Below are 18,917 nucleotides of genomic sequence, written 5' to 3' on the forward strand. Positions count from 1 at the left end.
TTACTCCGGCCTGACGGTCTGGCTTACCAGCTCGGTAAGCGAAGACGAGAGGAAGAACCAGAGCGCCGCCAGGGCGACAACGGCCACGATCCAGGCCAGCCAGTACCCGCGTCGACCGCTGCGCAGACGTGATGCCCGGGCAACAATAGGGGCGTCCTGTGCCAGCGTGAAGGCCGGCACCCGTTCTGCAAGCGCGCGAACTGTATCTTCCCGACGCTCGTCATCCTGGGCGCGATACTGACCCACGAACCCCAGCTGCAGTGTTCGGTACATACAGGTCAGGACGGCGGCGTCAGGGGCAGTTTCTTTCAGCAGGTCTCGGATTCTTTCCCACAACTCCTCACCAGCATTGAGAGTGCCAAAGAAGTGTGCCTGCAGCGGGTCACGCCGCCAGGTCAGATAACCATCATCGGTGGTTCCCCGGTTCATCACGCTCTCATCAAGCAGCGCACACAGGGCATACACCATATGATCACGGCTGATGTCGCTGTAGCCGACTTCCGTGAGCGCCGCTTTCGCGTCCTGCACCAGACGGCAGGCCCGGCGATAGAGCCCTTCACCATCACGAACTTCCTGACCGCCCCGCAGCTGACTGACCATCAGCCAGCCCGGGTAGAAGATACGTTCTAACTGGGTGAGATCGGATATATTCATGTGCGCAGCACCGCAAAGAGTTCAAGTTTCACATCCCCCAGTGAGCGCGGGGTATAGAAGGTGCAGCTTCCCGCTTCCAGCATCGCCCGCGCTGCCTCACTACTCAGATCCAGCGAAAAATACTGGTTCTCAAGGCGTAACGGGATAGCGGCCGGCACATGGGTCAGCGGCTTGATAACCATCCCGCTCAGAGCCACATTCACCACATCCGACACATCTTCAAAGCTGCCCGCTTTACACAGCTGCGGGAATTTCGTCTGAAGTTCATGGTTCGGCATGGAGGAACGTACGGAGAGGTAGAAATCCGCCCCTTCGCGCAGGCGCGCATCGTGCAGGGCACCTTTCCAGATCTGATCCTGATGCTCCAGGTGGATACTCACCACCCGCGACGGCAGACTCGCTTCCAGCAGTTTATCGAGCAGTGTTAGCAGCGGTGGGAATACCCGTTCCGGTGCATCATGCTGATAAGCAGGAATGTTCCCGGCGTCGTGCTCAAGCGAGAAGGTCAGCAGGCTGCCGGCCAGACGAGTCAGTTCTCGGTACAGCAACTCCGGGTGCCGATCCGGTGCCTGCAGCAGTTCCGTCAGCACCGGCTCGGCGCTGTTCAGAGCATTGAGTAGCCAGAACAGGGAGACATCCGCGACTGCAAAGTCGGCCATCCTCTCATTGCTTTCACGGCGCATCGCCATCAGGCGACGTCGGCGGGCCTGCAAACGGATCAGCAAGTCACCCAGTTCGCTGGTCAGAAGCGGGCTTGCAGAAAGGGAAAGCATCGTCGGAATGAAAGCCGGGTCCCGGCTCCACTGCCCCTGAGCGTTACGCACCAGACGGGCCACCGGACAGGTCAGGTATGACGTATTTTCCTGGCTGGACAAACGAAGGGTCAGCGCATGACGCAGAATGGCCAACTCCCCGCTTTCATACCCGGCCAGTTCCTGCACTACCACACGCTCCGCTTTCCAGCGACGCGGGCGCTCACTGTCCTGACCGTTATCGAGGTTGCCGCCGCTGGCGCTCAGCAGCGGCAGTGCGACAACTACATCAACAGATTCACTGCCGGCTGCAACAGACAAGTCGCAGACCGGAGGAAGCGTATCTGCCAGGTCGGTATCCACAAGCGTACCGTCCTGAAAGCGTACCACCAGACGGATGGCATTCAGGCGAGAGAGCGCCAATGCAGCATCATCAAACTCTGCCGCAACCACGCCCCAGGGATGAGAAATACCCATCCGGGCGACCATGTTAGCAACGTGTTCATTCCAGCGGCCCTGCTGCTGGAACTGTTGCGGGGCCAGAGCGGCCCCATCCTCCCAAAGTGGGCGGTAAATTTTCATCCCTGATTTCCCCTCGCCTTACGACTTCGCTTTCGGCATCTGGGAAACCAGCGACAGGTTGACGTCCATCCCTTCCACCTGGAAGTGAGGAATCGCATACAATTTCACGCGGAAGAAGCCCGGGTTATCCTCAATGTCTTCCACCACGACTTTCGCATCACGCAGTGGATGAGACGCCTGCAGTTCGTCGCCCGGATCGGTCATTTCGGTCACCAGACTACGGACCCAGGTGTTCAGCTCCAGCTCCAGCAGTCGGCGATCCTTGGTGGTACCGATGTTCTCGCGCTGAATCAGCTTCAGGTAGTGGGCGATACGCGACAGCAGGAAAATGTACGGAAGACGAGCATTGATGCGGCTGTTAGCCGTCGCGTCTGCAGTGTCATACAGCGCCGGTTTTTGAGTAGAGTTGGCTGAGAAGAAGCAGGCGTAGTCGCGGTTTTTGTAGTAGGACAAAGGAATGAAGCCCAGATTCGCGAATTCGAATTCGCGGGTTTCAGGAATCATCACCTCGCTCGGAATTTTTACCTGATTACCGGTACCCAGGTCATACAGATGGATAGGCAGATCCTGAACCGCACCACCCGCCTGCGGGCCACGGATTTGTACACACCAGCCATTATTGATAAAGCTGCGCACCATGTTGGACGCGAAGGCAAACGAGGCGTTGGTCCACAGGTATTTGTCGTGATCCGGACCTTTGACTTCTTCGACATAGTTGAAGCTGCGAACCGGAACGGTATCCGGGCCATACGGTAGACGTCCCAGCACGCGCGGCATGACCAGGCCAATGTAGCGAGCGTCGTCCGTATCGCGGAACGATTTCCACTTGATGTACTCTGCGCGGTCAAAATAGTTGCCAATATCTTTAATCGCCGCGACGTCTTCCATGGACTCTTTAAGGAAGAATTTCGGGCCTGCAGAGCCGATAAACGGCATGTGCGCAGCAGCGGAGACTTTAGAGATGTTACGCAGCAGAGCGACATCCTGAGCTGAAGCATCAAACTCGTAAGCTGAAATCAGCGCCGCAATCGGCTCGCCGCCTGGAGTATCATATTCATCAATGTAGGCGTGTTTATAGAGACCACTCTGGATAATTTCCGGGCTGTCTTCAAAGTCCTGGCGCAGGTCTTCTTTAGACATGCTCAGCAGCTCAATTTTCACGTTCTGGCGAAAATCTGTTTTATCAACAAGTGACTTCACCCCACGCCACAGGCTTTCAACCGCCTGAAACTCGTCATGGTGCATAACCGCGTCCAGCTGGCGGCTGATTTGATAGTCGAGCTCAGCGATATGGTGATCAATCAGGCTTTTATCCAGTTTTTCGACCTTCGAGCCTGCTTTGGTCAGACATTCCAGAAAGACCTGCATACCGGCAGTCAGACGCTCATCAGCGGTCGCATCTGACATCGCTTGTGCATCTTGCCAGATGTCCAGCGCGCTCAACTCGGAGACAGGACTCAGATTGATTTTCTCAAACAGGGAGGCGTAAACCCCACCCGCAGCAGGACGTTCCAGCACCACGCTTTCACCGCCAGCAATATTATTTTGTACAGACATGAGCATTCCTTGATTAATCCGTTAAAACAGCGCGATGGTTAAGGTTGTTTTGATGCCAGTGCTGATAGCTCATTTCGCAGCTCAGCGCTAAGCGACTGGTCTAAAACGATTTTTTCCAGCTCTTTTCGGAAAGTCTGGTTATCTAACAGGTTCGCCTTTAGATCGCGAAGCAAGTTGCGCATCGCCAGCATCGCCTTCAGCTGCGGTATCTGAGCAGCCACCTGCTCTGGAGTAAAATCTTTCATATTCTGGAAAGTCAGCTGAATATTGTCCTCGCCACCATCATCAGACAGCGTATTTTTAACGGTCAGATTAACTTTTGGGGAATATTCGGAAAGAACGCTATCAAAATTATTCTTGGTGATGTTAATTTTTTCGCGCTCAGATATTGTCGCAGATTCCTGCCCATTGCTGAAATCACCCGTAACAAGCAACTTCAAGGGTAATTCCATTTTCTTGCTTGCTCCGCCCGTATGCAGGTCAAGCTTTAGGTTAATACGTGCCTTAGGCACCTCATTCTGAAAACTGTCAGCCATCTCATCATCCCTCTTTGTTTTGCTATGCCAACTTCACGGTATCGTTCTTGATGCGCAATAATAGAATAATGATCGAATCAAAATCAAATACACAGATCTTTTATCTGCCATGAGAAATTTCTTAAGAATTTTACACTGAAATATTATGGCGAATTACTCTGCCACATCAGAAAAAGACACTGCTTTTGGTATGTAAACCGAATATTTGTATCGAAAAAATGATTGCAGGCAGATAGAGACCTGGGAAAATACCTTATATTGATTTACATCAAGAAGCCGAGACCAAAAATCATTAATGGACTGCAATACATTATTGCAGCACGATAAAAATAAGATATTTTGGAATAATGGAAGAAAACTGAATTATTGATTGTGTAAATAATAAATCGGAAATTTCACAAGGAATTTTCCTATTCGAAAAATTTGAAGGGATAAATGAATTTCATAATTGAGTAATCTGTCACGAATAAACGCGCCGATCTTTTGGCCCATTCACGCCTTCATCATTAGATGAGCTATCTATCAAACTCATGCAGACAGCCCGCTCTTGCAGCGATTCATTATAAAATCCATAAAATCAAACACCTTCCGAACTGCCGCTTTTTTAATCAAAAACGAGTAATAGCACATATCGTATAACGGTGTTACATTATGCCGCCCAGCCAATGTCAGCTATGGCCAGGTAACGCCGTAAAGATCGGTAAAGCCTGCAACCATGACCTTGTACTACGGTCTAATAGGCACGTGGTATCGCACTATGCGTTACTTTCACCGGCTCTACATAGGTTTCTCTATTTTGTCTCAATCCAATTTCAAACGCGCATTTTTACATCCGCGTTACTGGTTTACATGGTTTGGTCTTGGCGTACTCTGGCTGCTGGTTCAACTTCCGTACCCTGTTCTGCGTTTGCTGGGATCGAAACTGGGCAGCGCTTCCCGCGTTTTCCTGAAACGTCGCGAATCCATCGCGCGTAAAAATATTGAGCTTTGTTTTCCGCAGTACAATGCCGAGGAGCGCGAGAAGCTGATCGCTGAAAACTTCAAATCTATCGGCATGGCGCTACTTGAAACCGGCATGGCCTGGTTCTGGCCGGATGAGCGTGTCCGGAAGTGGTTTGACGTGGAAGGTCTGGATAACCTTAAACGCGCACAGATGCAAAAACGCGGCGTGATGGTCGTTGGCGTTCACTTTATGTCGCTGGAGCTGGGCGGCCGCGTGATGGGGCTTTGCCAGCCAATGATGGCAACCTACCGCCCACACAATAGCCAGGTCATGGAGTGGGTGCAGACGCGCGGACGCATGCGTTCCAATAAGGCGATGATCAGCCGCAACAACCTGCGCGGCATGGTAAGCGCCCTGAAAAAAGGCGAAGCCGTCTGGTTTGCGCCAGACCAGGATTATGGACGTAAAGGCAGCAGCTTTGCGCCCTTCTTTGCGGTGAAAGACGTTGCGACGACTAACGGCACCTTTGTCATTTCGCGTCTGTCTGGCGCCTCCATGCTGACCGTGACGATGGTGAGAAAAGCAGATAAGTCGGGCTACCGCCTGCACATCTCTCCTGAAATGGCTAACTATCCGGAAAACGAGTGCGAAGCCGCAGCGTTTATCAATAAAGTCATCGAAACTGAAATCATGCGTGCGCCAGAGCAGTATCTTTGGATGCATCGCCGTTTCAAAACCCGCCCTCTCGGCGAATCCTCGCTCTATATTTAAGCCCTTCATGAAGGTTAGTTTCGCTAAGAAACTAACCTTTTCAATCACCTGTCTTCCAGTTGAAAAACCGTCTTTGATTGCGTCGCCCAAAGTGAATTTATTGCGAAGCGAAATCAAACTGTCGCCGTTCCACGACACTCGTAAGTAACGGAAATTATTTAAAAAAATGCCTCTTGTCACCCCTCATTTTTAGGCGTACATTAGCGCCGTCTGGCAACAGGAAAGCACAGAATTCTGAACTGGAGTCGGCGGCATAACGGGAAAATTCTCATTTCCGTTTTGACCGGATTTCAGCTCTCTATAATCAGGTGGACTCTGTTTTTAAATGCGTACCACAAGATACGCGGAGCGATGAAACGTGAAATATTTCTTTATGGGCATTTCGGTGATTGTTTTAGTCTGGGCCGGAACCTTTGCCCTGATGATCTAGTCAAGAACATGCAGTCAAAAAAACAGGAGCCATCGGCTCCTGTTTTTTTATGTCATGACGACGCGGGGTGATCTGCGACGCTCTTTGAGGTGAGAAGACCGTCGGCCCGGAACATACTCTTGATGCCCCTCACCGCCTGACGAATGCGGTCGCTGTTTTCAATCAGGGCAAATCGCACATGGGTGTCGCCGTAATCACCAAAGCCAATGCCCGGTGATACGCACACCTTCGCATCCTGCAGCAGCTTTTTGGCAAACTCCAGAGATCCCATTGCCGCGTACGGCTCCGGTATTTTCGCCCAAACGTACATGGACGCTTTCGGCATTTCCACCATCCAGCCCGCTTCATGCAACCCTTTCACCAGCACGTCGCGGCGGCGCTTATACTGAGCGGCAATCTCGTGAACGCACTGCTGATCGCCTTCCAGGGCAGCGATAGCCGCGACCTGCAGCGGCGTGAAGGTACCGTAGTCGTGATAACTTTTAATGCGCGCCAGTGCACTCACCAGCGTTTTGTTACCCACCATAAAGCCAATACGCCAGCCCGCCATGTTGTAGCTTTTCGACAACGTAAAGAACTCGACCGCCACGTCACGCGCGCCCGGGACCTGCATAATCGACGGGGCTTTCCAGCCGTCATAGACGATGTCAGCGTAGGCTAAATCGTGAACCACCAGCACGTCATAACGCTTGGCCAGCGCGACAACCTTCTCGAAGAAGTCGAGCTCCACGCACTGGGCCGTTGGGTTCGACGGGAAACCGAGGATCATCATCTTCGGTTTCGGATAACTTTCGCGAATCGCACGTTCCAGTTCGTTAAAGAAATCGACACCTTCCACCAGCGGCACGGAACGGACCTGCGCCCCGGCAATCACCGCGCCGTAGATATGAATCGGGTAGCTTGGATTGGGCACCAGCACCGTATCGCCATGATCCAGCGTGGCCAGCATCAGGTGTGCCAGCCCCTCTTTCGATCCGATGGTGACAATCGCTTCACTTTCCGGATCGATATCAACCTGATAGCGATCCTGATACCAGCGCGAGATCGCGCGACGTAATCTGGGGATACCGCGAGAGGTTGAGTAACCGTGCGTATCCGGACGCTGGGCAACCGTGCAGAGCTTCTCAACGATATGCGGCGGCGTTGGGCCGTCAGGGTTACCCATGCTGAAATCAATGATATCTTCGCCGCGCCGACGCGCAGCCATTTTCAGTTCAGCAGTGATATTGAAAACATAAGGGGGGAGACGATCGATACGCGTAAAACGGCGTTCAGGACTGAATTCAGCCATAGATTCCTCAGATTAACGTTAGCGCCCGGACCGTCCGAGCGACGCTGCCACCGATGTGGCATGTTTAGAAAATAACCTGAAAAAAATCATGCTGTCGAGAGGGAAATGAAAAAAAAGCGATCGACTGAAAACCGGAACCCGGCTGCGCCTAAAAGCGGAAGCCTCTGTTTCGGGATCGGCTTTCTGATAGCTGTTATTTAACATGATGATATCAAAACAGTTACCTGACGATGCGCCATCAGGAAAAAAACGGGACGCATCGGTCACTGCCGGATAATCCCCTTTGTAAATTATGGTTTTTCCTCATTTGATAAACCTGACGGATAGCTGGTCAATACGCGCCAGGTTTTTTATCATGGTTCTTTCCCGTTTTCCCAGGTCTACTCGTGCACGAAATATTCACTATGCTGCTGGCGGTTTTTGACCGTGCGGCATTAATGCTGATTTGCCTGTTCTTCCTCATTCGCATTCGCCTGTTTCGCGAGCTGTTGCACAAATCAGCCCACTCGCCAAAAGAGCTGTTGGCCGTAACCGCCATCTTTTCGCTGTTCGCCTTGTTCAGCACCTGGTCCGGCGTGCCGGTAGAGGGCTCGCTGGTTAACGTACGTATTATCGCCGTCATGTCCGGCGGGATTTTGTTTGGCCCATGGGTAGGCGTCATCACCGGCCTGATTGCCGGGACGCACCGCTACCTGATTGATATCGGTGGCGTAACGGCGGTGCCGTGTTTTATCACCAGCATTATCGCCGGGGTGCTTTCCGGCTGGATCAGCCGCAAAATCCCGAAAAAACAGCGCTGGCGCGCCGGGATCGCCGCAGGCATGGTGTGCGAAACGCTGACCATGATCCTGGTCGTCGTCTGGGCTCCAACCACCGCGCTGGGGCTGGATATCGTCTCGAAAATCGGTATTCCGATGATCCTGGGCAGCGTGTGCATCGGTTTTATCGTACTGCTGGTGCAAAGCGTTGAAGGGGAAAAAGAGGCCAGTGCGGCCCGTCAGGCCAAGCTGGCGCTGGATATCGCCAACAAAACGCTGCCGCTTTTCCGCCACGTTAACGCGGAGTCGTTGCGTCAGATCTGCGAGATTATCCGCCACGACATCCATGCTGACGCCGTCGCCATCACCAATATTGACCACGTGCTGGCCTACGTAGGCGTCGGGGAACATAACTACCGCGACAACGATGACACCATTAGTCCGACCACCAGACAGGCGATTAACTACGGTAAAATCATTATTAAAAACAATGATGAAGCCCACCGAACGCCGGAAATCCACTCGATGCTGGTGATCCCGCTGTGGGAGAAAGGCGTCGTGACGGGCACGCTGAAAATTTATTACTGTCACGCGCATCAGATCACCTCCTCCCTGCAGGAGATGGCGATTGGCCTGTCGCAGATTATCTCCACCCAGCTTGAGGTTTCGCGGGCGGAACAGCTGCGTGAAATGGCAAATAAGGCAGAGCTGCGCGCATTGCAGAGCAAAATCAATCCCCATTTCCTGTTTAACGCGCTGAACGCTATCTCCTCTTCCATACGTCTGAATCCGGACACCGCGCGCCAGCTGATTTTCAACCTGTCGCGCTATCTGCGCTACAACATCGAGCTGAAGGATGACGAGCAGATCGACATCAAAAAAGAGCTGTATCAGATCAAGGATTACATCGCGATTGAGCAGGCGCGCTTTGGCGACAAGCTCACGGTCATTTACGATATTGATGAAGAGGTCAACTGCGTGATCCCGAGCCTGCTTATCCAGCCGCTGGTCGAAAACGCGATTGTTCACGGTATTCAGCCCTGTAAAGGCAAAGGCGTGGTCACGATCGGCGTTACAGAAAGCGGCAACCGCGTGCGTATTGCCGTGCGCGATACCGGCCACGGGATTGATCCAAAAGTTATTGAGCGCGTGGAGTCTAACGAGATGCCCGGGAATAAAATCGGCCTGCTGAACGTGCACCACCGGGTCAAGCTGCTTTACGGCGACGGACTGCATATTCACCGCCTTGAGCCGGGCACCGAAATTTCTTTTTACGTCCCGAATGCGCGCGCGCTCGCGCATACAACGACATCACTGTTGCCCCAGGTGGAGTAGCCCATGAAAGTTATCATCGTAGAAGATGAATTCCTGGCTCAGCAGGAGCTCACCTGGCTTATTAAAACCCACAGCCAGATGGAGATTGTGGGTACGTTTGATGATGGTCTGGACGTGCTGAAGTTTTTGCAGCATAACCGGGTCGACGCCATTTTCCTGGATATCAATATCCCGTCGCTGGATGGCGTATTGCTGGCGCAAAACATCAATCAGTTTGCCCATAAGCCGTTTATCGTTTTCGTCACCGCCTGGAAAGAGCACGCCGTAGAGGCCTTCGAGCTGGAGGCGTTTGACTATATTCTTAAGCCTTATCAGGAGTCCAGGATTGTCAGCATGCTGCAAAAGCTGGAAGCCGCATGGCAGCAGCAGACCGCCCCCGCTAGCGCCACCCCAGCGGTACGGGAAAACGACACCATTAATCTGGTCAAAGACGAGCGCATCATCGTGACGCCGGTCAATGATATCTACTATGCCGAAGCCCATGAAAAGATGACGTTTGTCTATACGCGGCGGGAATCGTACGTGATGGCGATGAACATCACCGAGTTTTGCAGCAAGCTGCCAACGGCACACTTTTTCCGCTGCCATCGTTCGTTCTGCGTGAATTTAAACAAGATCCGCGAGATCGAACCCTGGTTTAACAACACCTACATTTTGCGTCTGAAGGATCTGGATTTTCAGGTGCCGGTGAGCCGCAGCAAGGTGAAAGAGTTCCGCCAGCTGATGCACCTGTAAAGAAAAAGCCCTCTCCCGCCGGAGAGGGCTATCCGTCAGAGGATTTGACCAAGAACCTGACGCAGATGGGCCCCCGAACCCAGCAGGCCAGGGTTATCATGCACGATCAGATAAACAGGAATGTCCTGCACGTAGCTTCTGAAACGCCCTTTATCTTCAAACCCGCCGCGGAAGCCCGAGGCTTTAAAGAAGTCGAGGAAGCGCGGTACGATCCCGCCCGCAATATAGACCCCACCGAAGGTGCCCAGCGTCAGCGCCAGGTTGCCGCCAAAACGCCCCATGATCACGCAGAACAGCGACAGGGCACGACGGCAGTCAATGCAGCTGTCCGCCAGCGCACGTTCGGTGACGTCTTTCGGCTGCAGGTTTTCCGGCAGACGGCCGTCAGATTTCACAATCGCCCGGTACAGGTTCACCAGCCCCGGGCCTGAAAGGACGCGCTCGGCGGAGACGTGGCCGATCTCAGCGCGTAACTCTTCAAGGATGATGCCCTCTTCTTCGCTGTTTGGCGCAAAGTCCACGTGGCCGCCCTCACCCGGCAGGCTCACCCAGCGCTGAGCAACATGCACCAGATGCGACACGCCCAGACCGGTACCGGCCCCGTAAACCGCAATCGGCTTGCCTTCGACCGGTTCAGCGCCGCCAAACTGGATCAGATGCTCTGGCTTCAGCATCGGGATCGCCATGGAGACTGCAGTGAAGTCATTGATGATTTCAAGATGCGAAAAACCGAGGTTTTTTTTCATCTCTGCGATGGAGAATGCCCAGGTATGGTTGGTCATTGCGACCCAGTCGCCGGTTATCGGGCAGGCAATTGCGATGCAGCCGTCTTCAACGCTTACCTGATGCTCGTCCAGATAGACGCGGACAACGGCCTCAAGGCTTGGATAATCCAGCCCTGAGTAGGTTTTCGCCCGGGAAATCTCACCGCTACTTACATCGCATAATGCGAGGCGCGCGTTCGTGCCGCCCACATCACCTACCAAAGCATACTTTGTCATTCTTCTACTGCTCCGCTAAAGTCAGAATAAATCTTTGGGACACTGTAAATTCAAGGCGTGATAACAACAACGGCCATAAGGTGAATGCCCATGGATTATCGATCTTCGTCACAGAATAACTTTACCGTTTCAGCACCTTTTGCACTATTGCCATAAAGCTTAATGTGCAAAGTAACGTAATACCGTTTTGTACAAGGAAATCATCATGCTCCACCCGCGAGCCAGAACCATGCTGTTACTGGCCATTCCGGCGTTAATCATTGGCGTGGCCTCAAGCCTGGTGCTCATTGTCGTGATGAAAGTCGCGTCGGTGCTGCAAACAATGTTATGGACAGCACTTCCGGCAAAACTGGGGGCCACCGCTGATTCTCCTGCCTGGATCGTTGTAATGCTGACGTTGACCGGTATTGCGGTGGGCCTGGTGATCCGTTTCAGTCCCGGCCATGCTGGACCAGACCCGGCGCAGGAACCGCTGATTGGCGCCCCGGTTTCCCCTTCTGCACTGCCGGGGCTGATTATCGCGTTGATTATCGGTCTGGCCGGCGGCGTCAGCCTGGGGCCTGAGCATCCGATTATGGCGGTGAATATTGGTCTGGCGGTTTTTCTCGGTTCACGCATTTTGCCCCGCGTCGGCGCACTGGACTGGACCATCCTTGCCTCCGCAGGCACCATCGGGGCGCTTTTCGGCACGCCCGTCGCTGCCGCACTGATCTTTTCACAGACGCTCAGCAGCAATAACGACGTTCCGCTGTGGGACAAGCTCTTTGCGCCGCTGATGGCCGCAGCCGCCGGGGCGTTGACGACCAGCCTGTTTTTCCATCCCCATTTTTCACTCTCCCTTCCCCACTACGGCCAGATGCAGATAGCCGATATTTTCAGCGGCGCCATCGTTGTCGCCATCGCCATCGCGCTGGGAATGGTCGCGGTATGGTGTCTTCCGCGCCTGCACCGGCTGGTGCATAAACTGAAACACCCGGTGTTAATCCTGGGGGCCGGCGGTTTGATCCTCGGTATTTTAGGGGCAATCGGCGGGACGGTGACATTGTTCAAAGGTCTGGACGAGATGCAGCAGCTGGCCTTCAGCCAGGTGTTCAGCGTCTCCGACTATCTGCTGTTTGCCGTGATTAAGCTGGCCGCGCTGTTGGTGGCTGCAGCCTGCGGTTTCCGCGGTGGGCGTATCTTCCCGGCGGTCTTTGTTGGCGTAGCGCTGGGGCTGATGCTGCACGAACATGTCGATGCGGTGCCGGCGGCCATTACCGTCTCCTGCTCTATTCTGGGGCTGGTTCTGGTGGTCACGCGCGACGCGTGGCTTAGCCTGTTTATGGCGGCGGTGGTAGTACCCGATTCAACGCTTTTCCCCCTGCTCTGTATCGTGATGTTGCCCGCCTGGCTCCTGCTGGCGGGCAAACCGATGATGATGGCCTGGCGAAACGACAAGTAATCAGGCGTTATTGCGCGCTTCCAGCGCTTTGGTAAGCGCGCCCAGCAACGGTGGGATATCGGCTTTCGGCAGCATCACCTCAATCAGCGAGAGACGCTCGTGATGCGCGACTTTTTCCAGTACGTCCGCCAGCTGCTCCGCTTCACTGACTCGCCAGCTCTGAGCCTGAGGATCAAGGCTCAGGGCCTGCGGAATTTGCGTCCAGTTCCATAGCGCAATGTCGTTGTACCGCTGCTCCGGCCCGTGGATCGCCCTTTCCACCGTGTACCCTTCGTTGTTAAGGACCAGAATGATGGGGTGTTGTTTATCCCGCAGCATCGAGCCAAGCTCCTGTATGGTGAGCTGCGCCGCGCCATCCCCCGTCAGCACAATCACGCGCCGGTTCGGACACGCAGTTTGCGCGCCAAATGCTGCCGCCAGGGTGTAGCCAATCGATCCCCACAGCGGCTGGACGATAAAATTCACGTCAGCCGGAAGACGAAGGTCGATCGCACCGAAGGCCGAGGTCCCCTGATCCGCAAGAATGATGTCCCCCGGGCGGATAAACGTCTGCAACGTTTTCCAGAAATTCTCCTGCGTCAGCGAGCCATCCGGCTGCGGATAGGGCATTGCGCTTTGAGACGACGGTCCCGGCGTATTGTGCACGTGCTGTTTACACAGCTCCACCAGCGTTTCGATTGCCTGAAGCATGGGGATGCCGGTAAACCAGACGTCACCAACGCGTGAGGCATGAGGCTGAACTTCAATTGTTTGTGACGGGGTTAGCTGATGCGTGAAGCCAGCGGTCAGGGTATCGGTAAATCGCGTGCCGATGCACAGCACCGTATCTGCCCCTTCAATCGCCTCTTTTACCGCACCGGCGCTCGCCGAACCGCTGTAGGTGCCGTAAAAACCGGCGTGACGCTCGTCAAATATGCCTTTGCCCATCAGCATGGTGGCGTGTGCCATCGGCACGTCTTTGACCCATTTCTGTAGGGCATGTTTCAGGCCGTGGCGCAGCACAAGGAAATCGGCCAGCAGCGCAGTACGCTTGCTCATGGCGAGCCTATTCTCTGCGGCATCCCGGAACGCTTTCAGGCAGGCGCTATCGGCATGCGCGTGCCTGAGAGTGAGAGCGTTTACAGGCGGTGTAGCGGCCTTTTTAGCTACGTCGGCAGGCAACATCAGATAGCCGGGGCGACGTTCCCGGAGCATGGTAGTTAACACCCGGTCAATCTCATAGCAGGCATTTTGTTCGGTCAGGATCGCCTGTGCGGCAGTGATCGGTTCGCTCATATGGTAAAAATGACGAAACTCACCATCGCCCAGCGTATGGTGCAGCAACTCCCCTCTTTGCTGTGACGCCGTACCCGGCGCGCCCACAATATGCAGTACCGGAACGTGCTCGGCATAGCTGCCCGCAATGCCGTTCATGGCACTTAGCTCCCCTACGCCAAATGTCGTCAGCAGCGCGGCGAAGCCCTTACATCGGGCATATCCGTCCGCGGCATAAGAAGCGTTTAACTCGTTGGCACAGCCCACCCAGCAGATATCCGGGCTGTCTATCACATGGTCGAGAAACTGCAGGTTATAGTCGCCCGGCACGCCAAACAGATGATCGGCTCCACAATCTGTAAGACGGTCCAGCAGGTAATCGGCGACGCAGTATGGGGTACGCATAAACAGGTATCCTTCTAATGTTGACCTCACCTTGAGTATTAAATAAGCGTGATGGCTGTCCAGAATTGGCGATAAGTAGGACATGGAAAGAATGCTTTACAAAAAAGGCTGCGCTATGCTGCTTTTTTTCACGTTAATGTAAACGCATACACTGACTTTTTTCTTCAGCGCCTGAGGTCACAAGAATGAGTTATCAGCCGGACAAAAATCGTTACCAGACAATGGAATATCGCCGTTGCGGCCAAAGCGGGCTTAGGCTGTCCGCCATCTCGCTTGGGCTATGGCATAATTTTGGCGACACCACACTTATCGAAAACAGCCGTCAACTTTTACAGCGCGCGTTCGACCTGGGTATTACGCATTTCGACCTTGCCAATAACTATGGTCCCCCTCCGGGGGCCGCCGAGCGTAATTTCGGCCGTATTTTGCAGGAGGATTTTCTGCCCTGGCGCGATGAACTCATCATCTCCACCAAAGCGGGCTATACCATGTGGGAGGGTCCCTACGGCGATTGGGGGTCTCGCAAATACCTGCTGGCAAGCCTGGATCAGAGCCTGAGGCGCATGGGGCTGGAGTATGTGGATATCTTCTATCATCACCGTCCCGACCCACAAACGCCGCTGCTGGAAACCATGAAAGCGCTTGACCATGTGGTACGCCAGGGAAAAGCCCTGTATGTCGGGTTATCCAACTACCCTGCAGAGCTGGCCCGCAAGGCGATAGATATCCTTAATGACCTCGGTACGCCCTGCCTGATCCACCAGCCGAAATACTCCATGTTTGAACGTGCGCCGGAAGCGGGACTGTTGGACGTGTTGCAGGAAAAGGGGGTTGGCTGTATTCCCTTCTCGCCGCTGGCTGGCGGGCAGTTGACCAACCGCTATCTGAACGGCATTCCGGCAGACTCCCGCGCCGCAAGCGGCAGTCAGTTCCTTAACCCTGACCAGATCACCGAAGAGAAGCTGGAGAAGGTAAGAAAGCTGAATGCCCTGGCAGAAAGTCGCGGCCAGAAGCTTTCTCAGATGGCGCTGGCCTGGGTATTACGCCATGAGAATGTGACGTCAGTGCTGATTGGGGCAAGTAAAGTGGCGCAGATTGATGACGCCGTGGGCATGCTGCAAAACCGCCATTTCACTGCGGAGGAACTGGCCCGTATAGAAGGGATTCTGAGCAGCTCAAAATAAAATCACTTTTAGCAAAAAGTGCTCTCATTCAGCAATTCGGAGTTGAGGCGATGAAACGAGGCTTTACCAACTCGTAATATTGCGTTAACAGGCCCAACAAAGGCCCCGATCGTGAAGGAGAAAGAGTATGTTCAGGTCACTGATTCTTGCAGCGGTATTACTGGCTTCAGCCCCGCTGATCGCCACTGCGGGCGAAATCACCCTGTTGCCATCAGTAAAATTACAAATTGGCGATCGTGACGACTACGGCAGATACTGGGACGGTGGCTACTGGCGCGACCGTGACTACTGGAACCGTCACTATGAGTGGCGCGGAGACCGCTGGTGGAAACATGATAACGGCAGACACCGCGGCTGGTATAAAGACAACGCGTATGAGCGCGGCTACCGCGAAGGCTGGAACGATCGTGACGACCGTCGCGGCGGCTGGGGCCACGGCAAAGGTCATGGCCACGGCCACCATCACTAATAAAAAAGGAGCCCCTGCGGCTCCTTTTTTTGTTAGAGCCCCAACGCTGTGCCAATTAGCAGCCACAGGTTCAGCGCCACCACTACCACCACGATGGCCCACCCGGTCCGTTTCACCAGCGTTGAGTTGACCAGTTCGCCCATCAGGGTTTTGTTGCTGGTAAAGATCAGCAGCGGCACCAGCGCCAGCGCGATACCAAAACTCAGCAGCACCTGGCTCATGACCAGAATTCGCGTTGGGTCGAGCCCCATCAGAATCACGATAAATGACGGGAGCATGGTTACAGCGCGACGAACCCACAGCGGAATGTGGAACCGAACAAATCCCTGCATCACCACCTGCCCTGCCAGCGTGCCTACCACCGTAGAAGACAGACCTGCGGCCACCAGGCTGAGACCAAATATCGTGGCCGCAGCATGACTCAGTAATGGCTCCAGCGTGAGATAGGCCTGGTCGAGATCGGCAATACCGGTATGACCGTTAAAATGGAAAGCGGCGGCAGCGGTGGCCATCATCGCCAGATTAACAAACCCCGCGATGGTCATGGCGATCGCCACGTCCCATTTGGTGGCGGAGTAACGCTCTTTACGCGTCCCACCGTGGAGATGCTGAGTCAACGAGGAGTGAAGGTAAATCACATGCGGCATGATGGTCGCCCCCAATACCCCGGCGGCCAGGAACACCGCTTCCGAGGTTGGCAGGCTTGGGATCACCATACCTTTACCAAGCTGCGCCAGATTCGGCTGTGAGAAAATTAGCTCGACGATATAAGCCGCCGCGACAAACAGCAGCAGACCGCCGATGACCTTCTCCAGCGGCTTTTGTCCCCGACGCTGCAGCATCAGGATAAGGAAAGTGGCAATCCCGGTCAGTACCGCCCCCTGCAATAGCGACACGCCCAGAATCAGCTTAAAGCCGATCGCCGCGCCGATAAATTCAGCGAGGTCAGTGGCCATGGCGATGATTTCCGCCTGGACCCAGTAGAGCCAGACGGCAGGACGCGGATAATGGTCGCGAATTTGCTCCGCCAGGTTTTTACCTGTTGCAATCCCAAGCTTTGCGGAGAGCATCTGAATCAGCATCGCCATCAGGTTAGCCCAGACGACCACCCACAGCAGCTTATAGCCGAAGCTGGCCCCGGCCTGAATATTGGTCGCAAAGTTACCTGGATCGATATAGCCAATGGCAGCGATGAACGCAGGTCCCATTAATGCGAACCGCAACTTGCGCGCGGCTCTGCCACTGCTACCCTCTACGCGACTGTTTGTCATTTCTGCCTCTGAAATATAGCCTTTGCTATGTTTAATGCTATCAAAATGAGAATGATTATCAAGATCATTTATAAAGTTTACAGTGATTTCTCTGATAGCTTTGAACGATAGGCGGCGGGTAAGTGGGGCGATCTAACAGAAACTGAAATCGCGCGCGCTTTTGTGAAGACTAGCACACAAACTTAACTTTTCACTCATTTACCTAACATAACAAAAATGTATTGTGGATCACTATTTTTGAGACTCGTCACAGGATGTAACTATAGTGTGTCCTCGATCTCGTTTTCTTTTCGCTTGTTACATAGAATGTGCACGAAAATTAAACCTGCCTCATATTTGGAGCAAATATGGACCGCGTCCTTCATTTTGTCCTGGCACTTGTTGTCGTTACTGCACTTGCATTGCTGGTCAGCACAGACCGCAAAAAAATTCGTATCCGTTATGTTGTCCAACTGCTGGTCATTGAAGTTTTACTTGCGTGGTTCTTCCTGAACTCCAACGTAGGCCTCGGCTTCGTGAAAGGCTTCTCCGAAATGTTCGAAAAACTGCTCGGATTCGCCAACGAAGGGACCAACTTTGTCTTTGGTAAAATGAACGACGAAGGTCTGGCGTTCTTCTTCCTGAAGGTTCTGTGCCCAATCGTCTTCATCTCCGCGCTGATCGGTATTCTGCAGCACATCCGCGTTCTGCCGTTCGTTATTCGTGGAATTGGCTTCCTGTTATCCAAAGTGAACGGCATGGGCAAGCTGGAATCCTTTAACGCCGTCAGTTCCCTGATCCTCGGTCAGTCTGAGAACTTCATCGCGTATAAAGATATTCTCGGCAAAATGTCCCGCAACCGCATGTACACCATGGCGGCAACTGCAATGTCTACCGTTTCCATGTCTATCGTGGGCGCGTATATGACCATGCTGGAGCCAAAGTATGTTGTTGCGGCGCTGGTTCTGAACATGTTCAGCACCTTTATCGTTCTGTCGCTGATCAACCCATACCGCGTTGACGCCAGCGAAGAGAACATCCAGATGTCTAACCTGCACGAAGGCCAGAGCTTCTTCGAAATGCTGGGTGAATACATTCTGGCCGGTTTCAAAGTGGCAATTATCGTTGCCGCCATGCTGATCGGCTTCATTGCGCTGATTTCTGCGCTGAACGCCCTGTTCGCCGCAGTGCTGGGTATCTCCTTCCAGGGGATTCTGGGCTACATCTTCTATCCGGTTGCATGGGTGATGGGTGTGCCGGCTCACGAAGCGCTGCAGGTAGGGAGTATCATGGCAACCAAACTGGTTTCTAACGAATTCGTTGCGATGATGGATCTGCAGAAAATTGCCAGCACGCTTTCTCCGCGCGCGGAAGGCATTCTGTCCGTGTTCCTGGTCTCCTTCGCGAACTTCTCATCTATCGGGATTATCGCAGGGGCGATTAAAGGTCTGAACGAAGAACAGGGTAACGTGGTTTCTCGCTTTGGCCTGAAGCTGGTTTACGGCTCTACGCTGGTAAGCGTCCTGTCTGCTTCCATCGCGGCACTGGTCCTGTAACGTTTATCCTTAA

The 18,917-nt window shown here is 53.8% G+C and carries 16 protein-coding genes; 8 read left to right on the forward strand and 8 right to left on the reverse strand.

Going from position 1 to position 18,917, the window contains the following annotated elements; genetic code table 11:
* Genes tssL through tssB form a run of 4 tightly spaced genes read right to left on the reverse strand, consistent with a single transcriptional unit; the run spans position 1 to position 4,081 of the window.
* Positions 1-654, reverse strand: a complete 654-nt coding sequence (gene tssL, locus N037_RS21890) for a type VI secretion system protein TssL, short form (protein ID WP_032643502.1) — start codon at positions 652-654, stop codon at positions 1-3.
* A complete protein-coding gene (gene tssK, locus N037_RS21895; protein WP_032643504.1) occupies positions 651-1,988 on the reverse strand; it encodes a type VI secretion system baseplate subunit TssK in 1,338 nt (445 codons plus the stop codon). The genes tssL and tssK overlap by 4 nt, the downstream gene beginning before the upstream one ends.
* A gap of 18 nt (positions 1,989-2,006) precedes the next feature.
* The gene (gene tssC / locus N037_RS21900) at positions 2,007-3,551 is read right to left on the reverse strand and encodes a type VI secretion system contractile sheath large subunit (protein WP_032643506.1); all 1,545 of its coding nucleotides are present in this window, start codon (positions 3,549-3,551) and stop codon (positions 2,007-2,009) included.
* 32 nt (positions 3,552-3,583) lie between these two features.
* Positions 3,584-4,081: a type VI secretion system contractile sheath small subunit gene (tssB, locus tag N037_RS21905; protein ID WP_032643508.1), complete on the reverse strand. Its 498-nt coding sequence runs from the start codon at positions 4,079-4,081 to the stop codon at positions 3,584-3,586.
* Positions 4,082-4,838: 757 nt separating this feature from the next.
* Between tssB and lpxP the strand changes: the two genes are divergently transcribed.
* Positions 4,839-5,795 (forward strand): kdo(2)-lipid IV(A) palmitoleoyltransferase, encoded by a 957-nt coding sequence (gene lpxP, locus N037_RS21910; protein WP_050511275.1) that lies wholly within the window; start codon positions 4,839-4,841, stop codon positions 5,793-5,795.
* 358 nt (positions 5,796-6,153) lie between these two features.
* Positions 6,154-6,225: a membrane protein YpdK gene (ypdK, locus tag N037_RS24990; RefSeq protein WP_099458937.1), complete on the forward strand. Its 72-nt coding sequence runs from the start codon at positions 6,154-6,156 to the stop codon at positions 6,223-6,225.
* Between the two features lie 52 nt (positions 6,226-6,277).
* Here the strand turns inward: ypdK and alaC are convergent, their stop codons facing one another.
* On the reverse strand, positions 6,278-7,516 hold the full coding sequence (gene alaC / locus N037_RS21915) for an alanine transaminase (protein WP_023332931.1): 1,239 nt from the start codon (positions 7,514-7,516) through the stop codon (positions 6,278-6,280).
* A gap of 386 nt (positions 7,517-7,902) precedes the next feature.
* Between alaC and N037_RS21920 the strand changes: the two genes are divergently transcribed.
* Together N037_RS21920 and N037_RS21925 are read left to right on the forward strand one after the other, a co-directional pair.
* Positions 7,903-9,609, forward strand: a complete 1,707-nt coding sequence (locus N037_RS21920) for a sensor histidine kinase (RefSeq protein WP_032643510.1) — start codon at positions 7,903-7,905, stop codon at positions 9,607-9,609.
* A 3-nt stretch (positions 9,610-9,612) separates the two neighbouring features.
* Entirely contained in the window at positions 9,613-10,344 is a 732-nt protein-coding gene (locus tag N037_RS21925; protein ID WP_023332934.1) for a LytR/AlgR family response regulator transcription factor, read from the forward strand.
* 35 nt (positions 10,345-10,379) lie between these two features.
* On the opposite strand, the gene glk is transcribed toward N037_RS21925, so the two are convergent.
* Entirely contained in the window at positions 10,380-11,345 is a 966-nt protein-coding gene (gene glk, locus N037_RS21930) for a glucokinase (RefSeq protein WP_023332935.1), read from the reverse strand.
* 205 nt (positions 11,346-11,550) lie between these two features.
* Between glk and N037_RS21935 the strand changes: the two genes are divergently transcribed.
* Positions 11,551-12,786: an ion channel protein gene (locus N037_RS21935; RefSeq protein ID WP_032643512.1), complete on the forward strand. Its 1,236-nt coding sequence runs from the start codon at positions 11,551-11,553 to the stop codon at positions 12,784-12,786.
* Here the strand turns inward: N037_RS21935 and ipdC are convergent, their stop codons facing one another.
* Entirely contained in the window at positions 12,787-14,445 is a 1,659-nt protein-coding gene (ipdC, locus tag N037_RS21940) for an indolepyruvate decarboxylase (RefSeq protein ID WP_032643514.1), read from the reverse strand.
* A gap of 185 nt (positions 14,446-14,630) precedes the next feature.
* On the opposite strand from ipdC, the gene mgrA reads away from it, so the two are divergent.
* Both mgrA and N037_RS21950 read left to right on the forward strand, forming a co-directional pair.
* Positions 14,631-15,629 (forward strand): L-glyceraldehyde 3-phosphate reductase, encoded by a 999-nt coding sequence (gene mgrA / locus N037_RS21945; RefSeq protein ID WP_032643516.1) that lies wholly within the window; start codon positions 14,631-14,633, stop codon positions 15,627-15,629.
* A gap of 127 nt (positions 15,630-15,756) precedes the next feature.
* Positions 15,757-16,098: a DUF2502 domain-containing protein gene (locus N037_RS21950; protein ID WP_023332939.1), complete on the forward strand. Its 342-nt coding sequence runs from the start codon at positions 15,757-15,759 to the stop codon at positions 16,096-16,098.
* A gap of 32 nt (positions 16,099-16,130) precedes the next feature.
* Here the strand turns inward: N037_RS21950 and N037_RS21955 are convergent, their stop codons facing one another.
* Positions 16,131-17,369, reverse strand: coding sequence for an Nramp family divalent metal transporter (locus tag N037_RS21955; RefSeq protein WP_023332940.1), 1,239 nt, complete (start codon positions 17,367-17,369; stop codon positions 16,131-16,133).
* Between the two features lie 347 nt (positions 17,370-17,716).
* Between N037_RS21955 and N037_RS21960 the strand changes: the two genes are divergently transcribed.
* Positions 17,717-18,904 carry a NupC/NupG family nucleoside CNT transporter gene (locus N037_RS21960; RefSeq protein ID WP_008501591.1) on the forward strand — a complete coding sequence of 396 codons (1,188 nt, stop codon included), beginning with the start codon at positions 17,717-17,719 and terminating at the stop codon, positions 18,902-18,904.
* Positions 18,905-18,917: the final 13 nt, after the last annotated feature.

This window comes from Enterobacter sp. EGD-HP1, from assembly GCF_000733275.2.
Taxonomy (GTDB): domain Bacteria; phylum Pseudomonadota; class Gammaproteobacteria; order Enterobacterales; family Enterobacteriaceae; genus Enterobacter.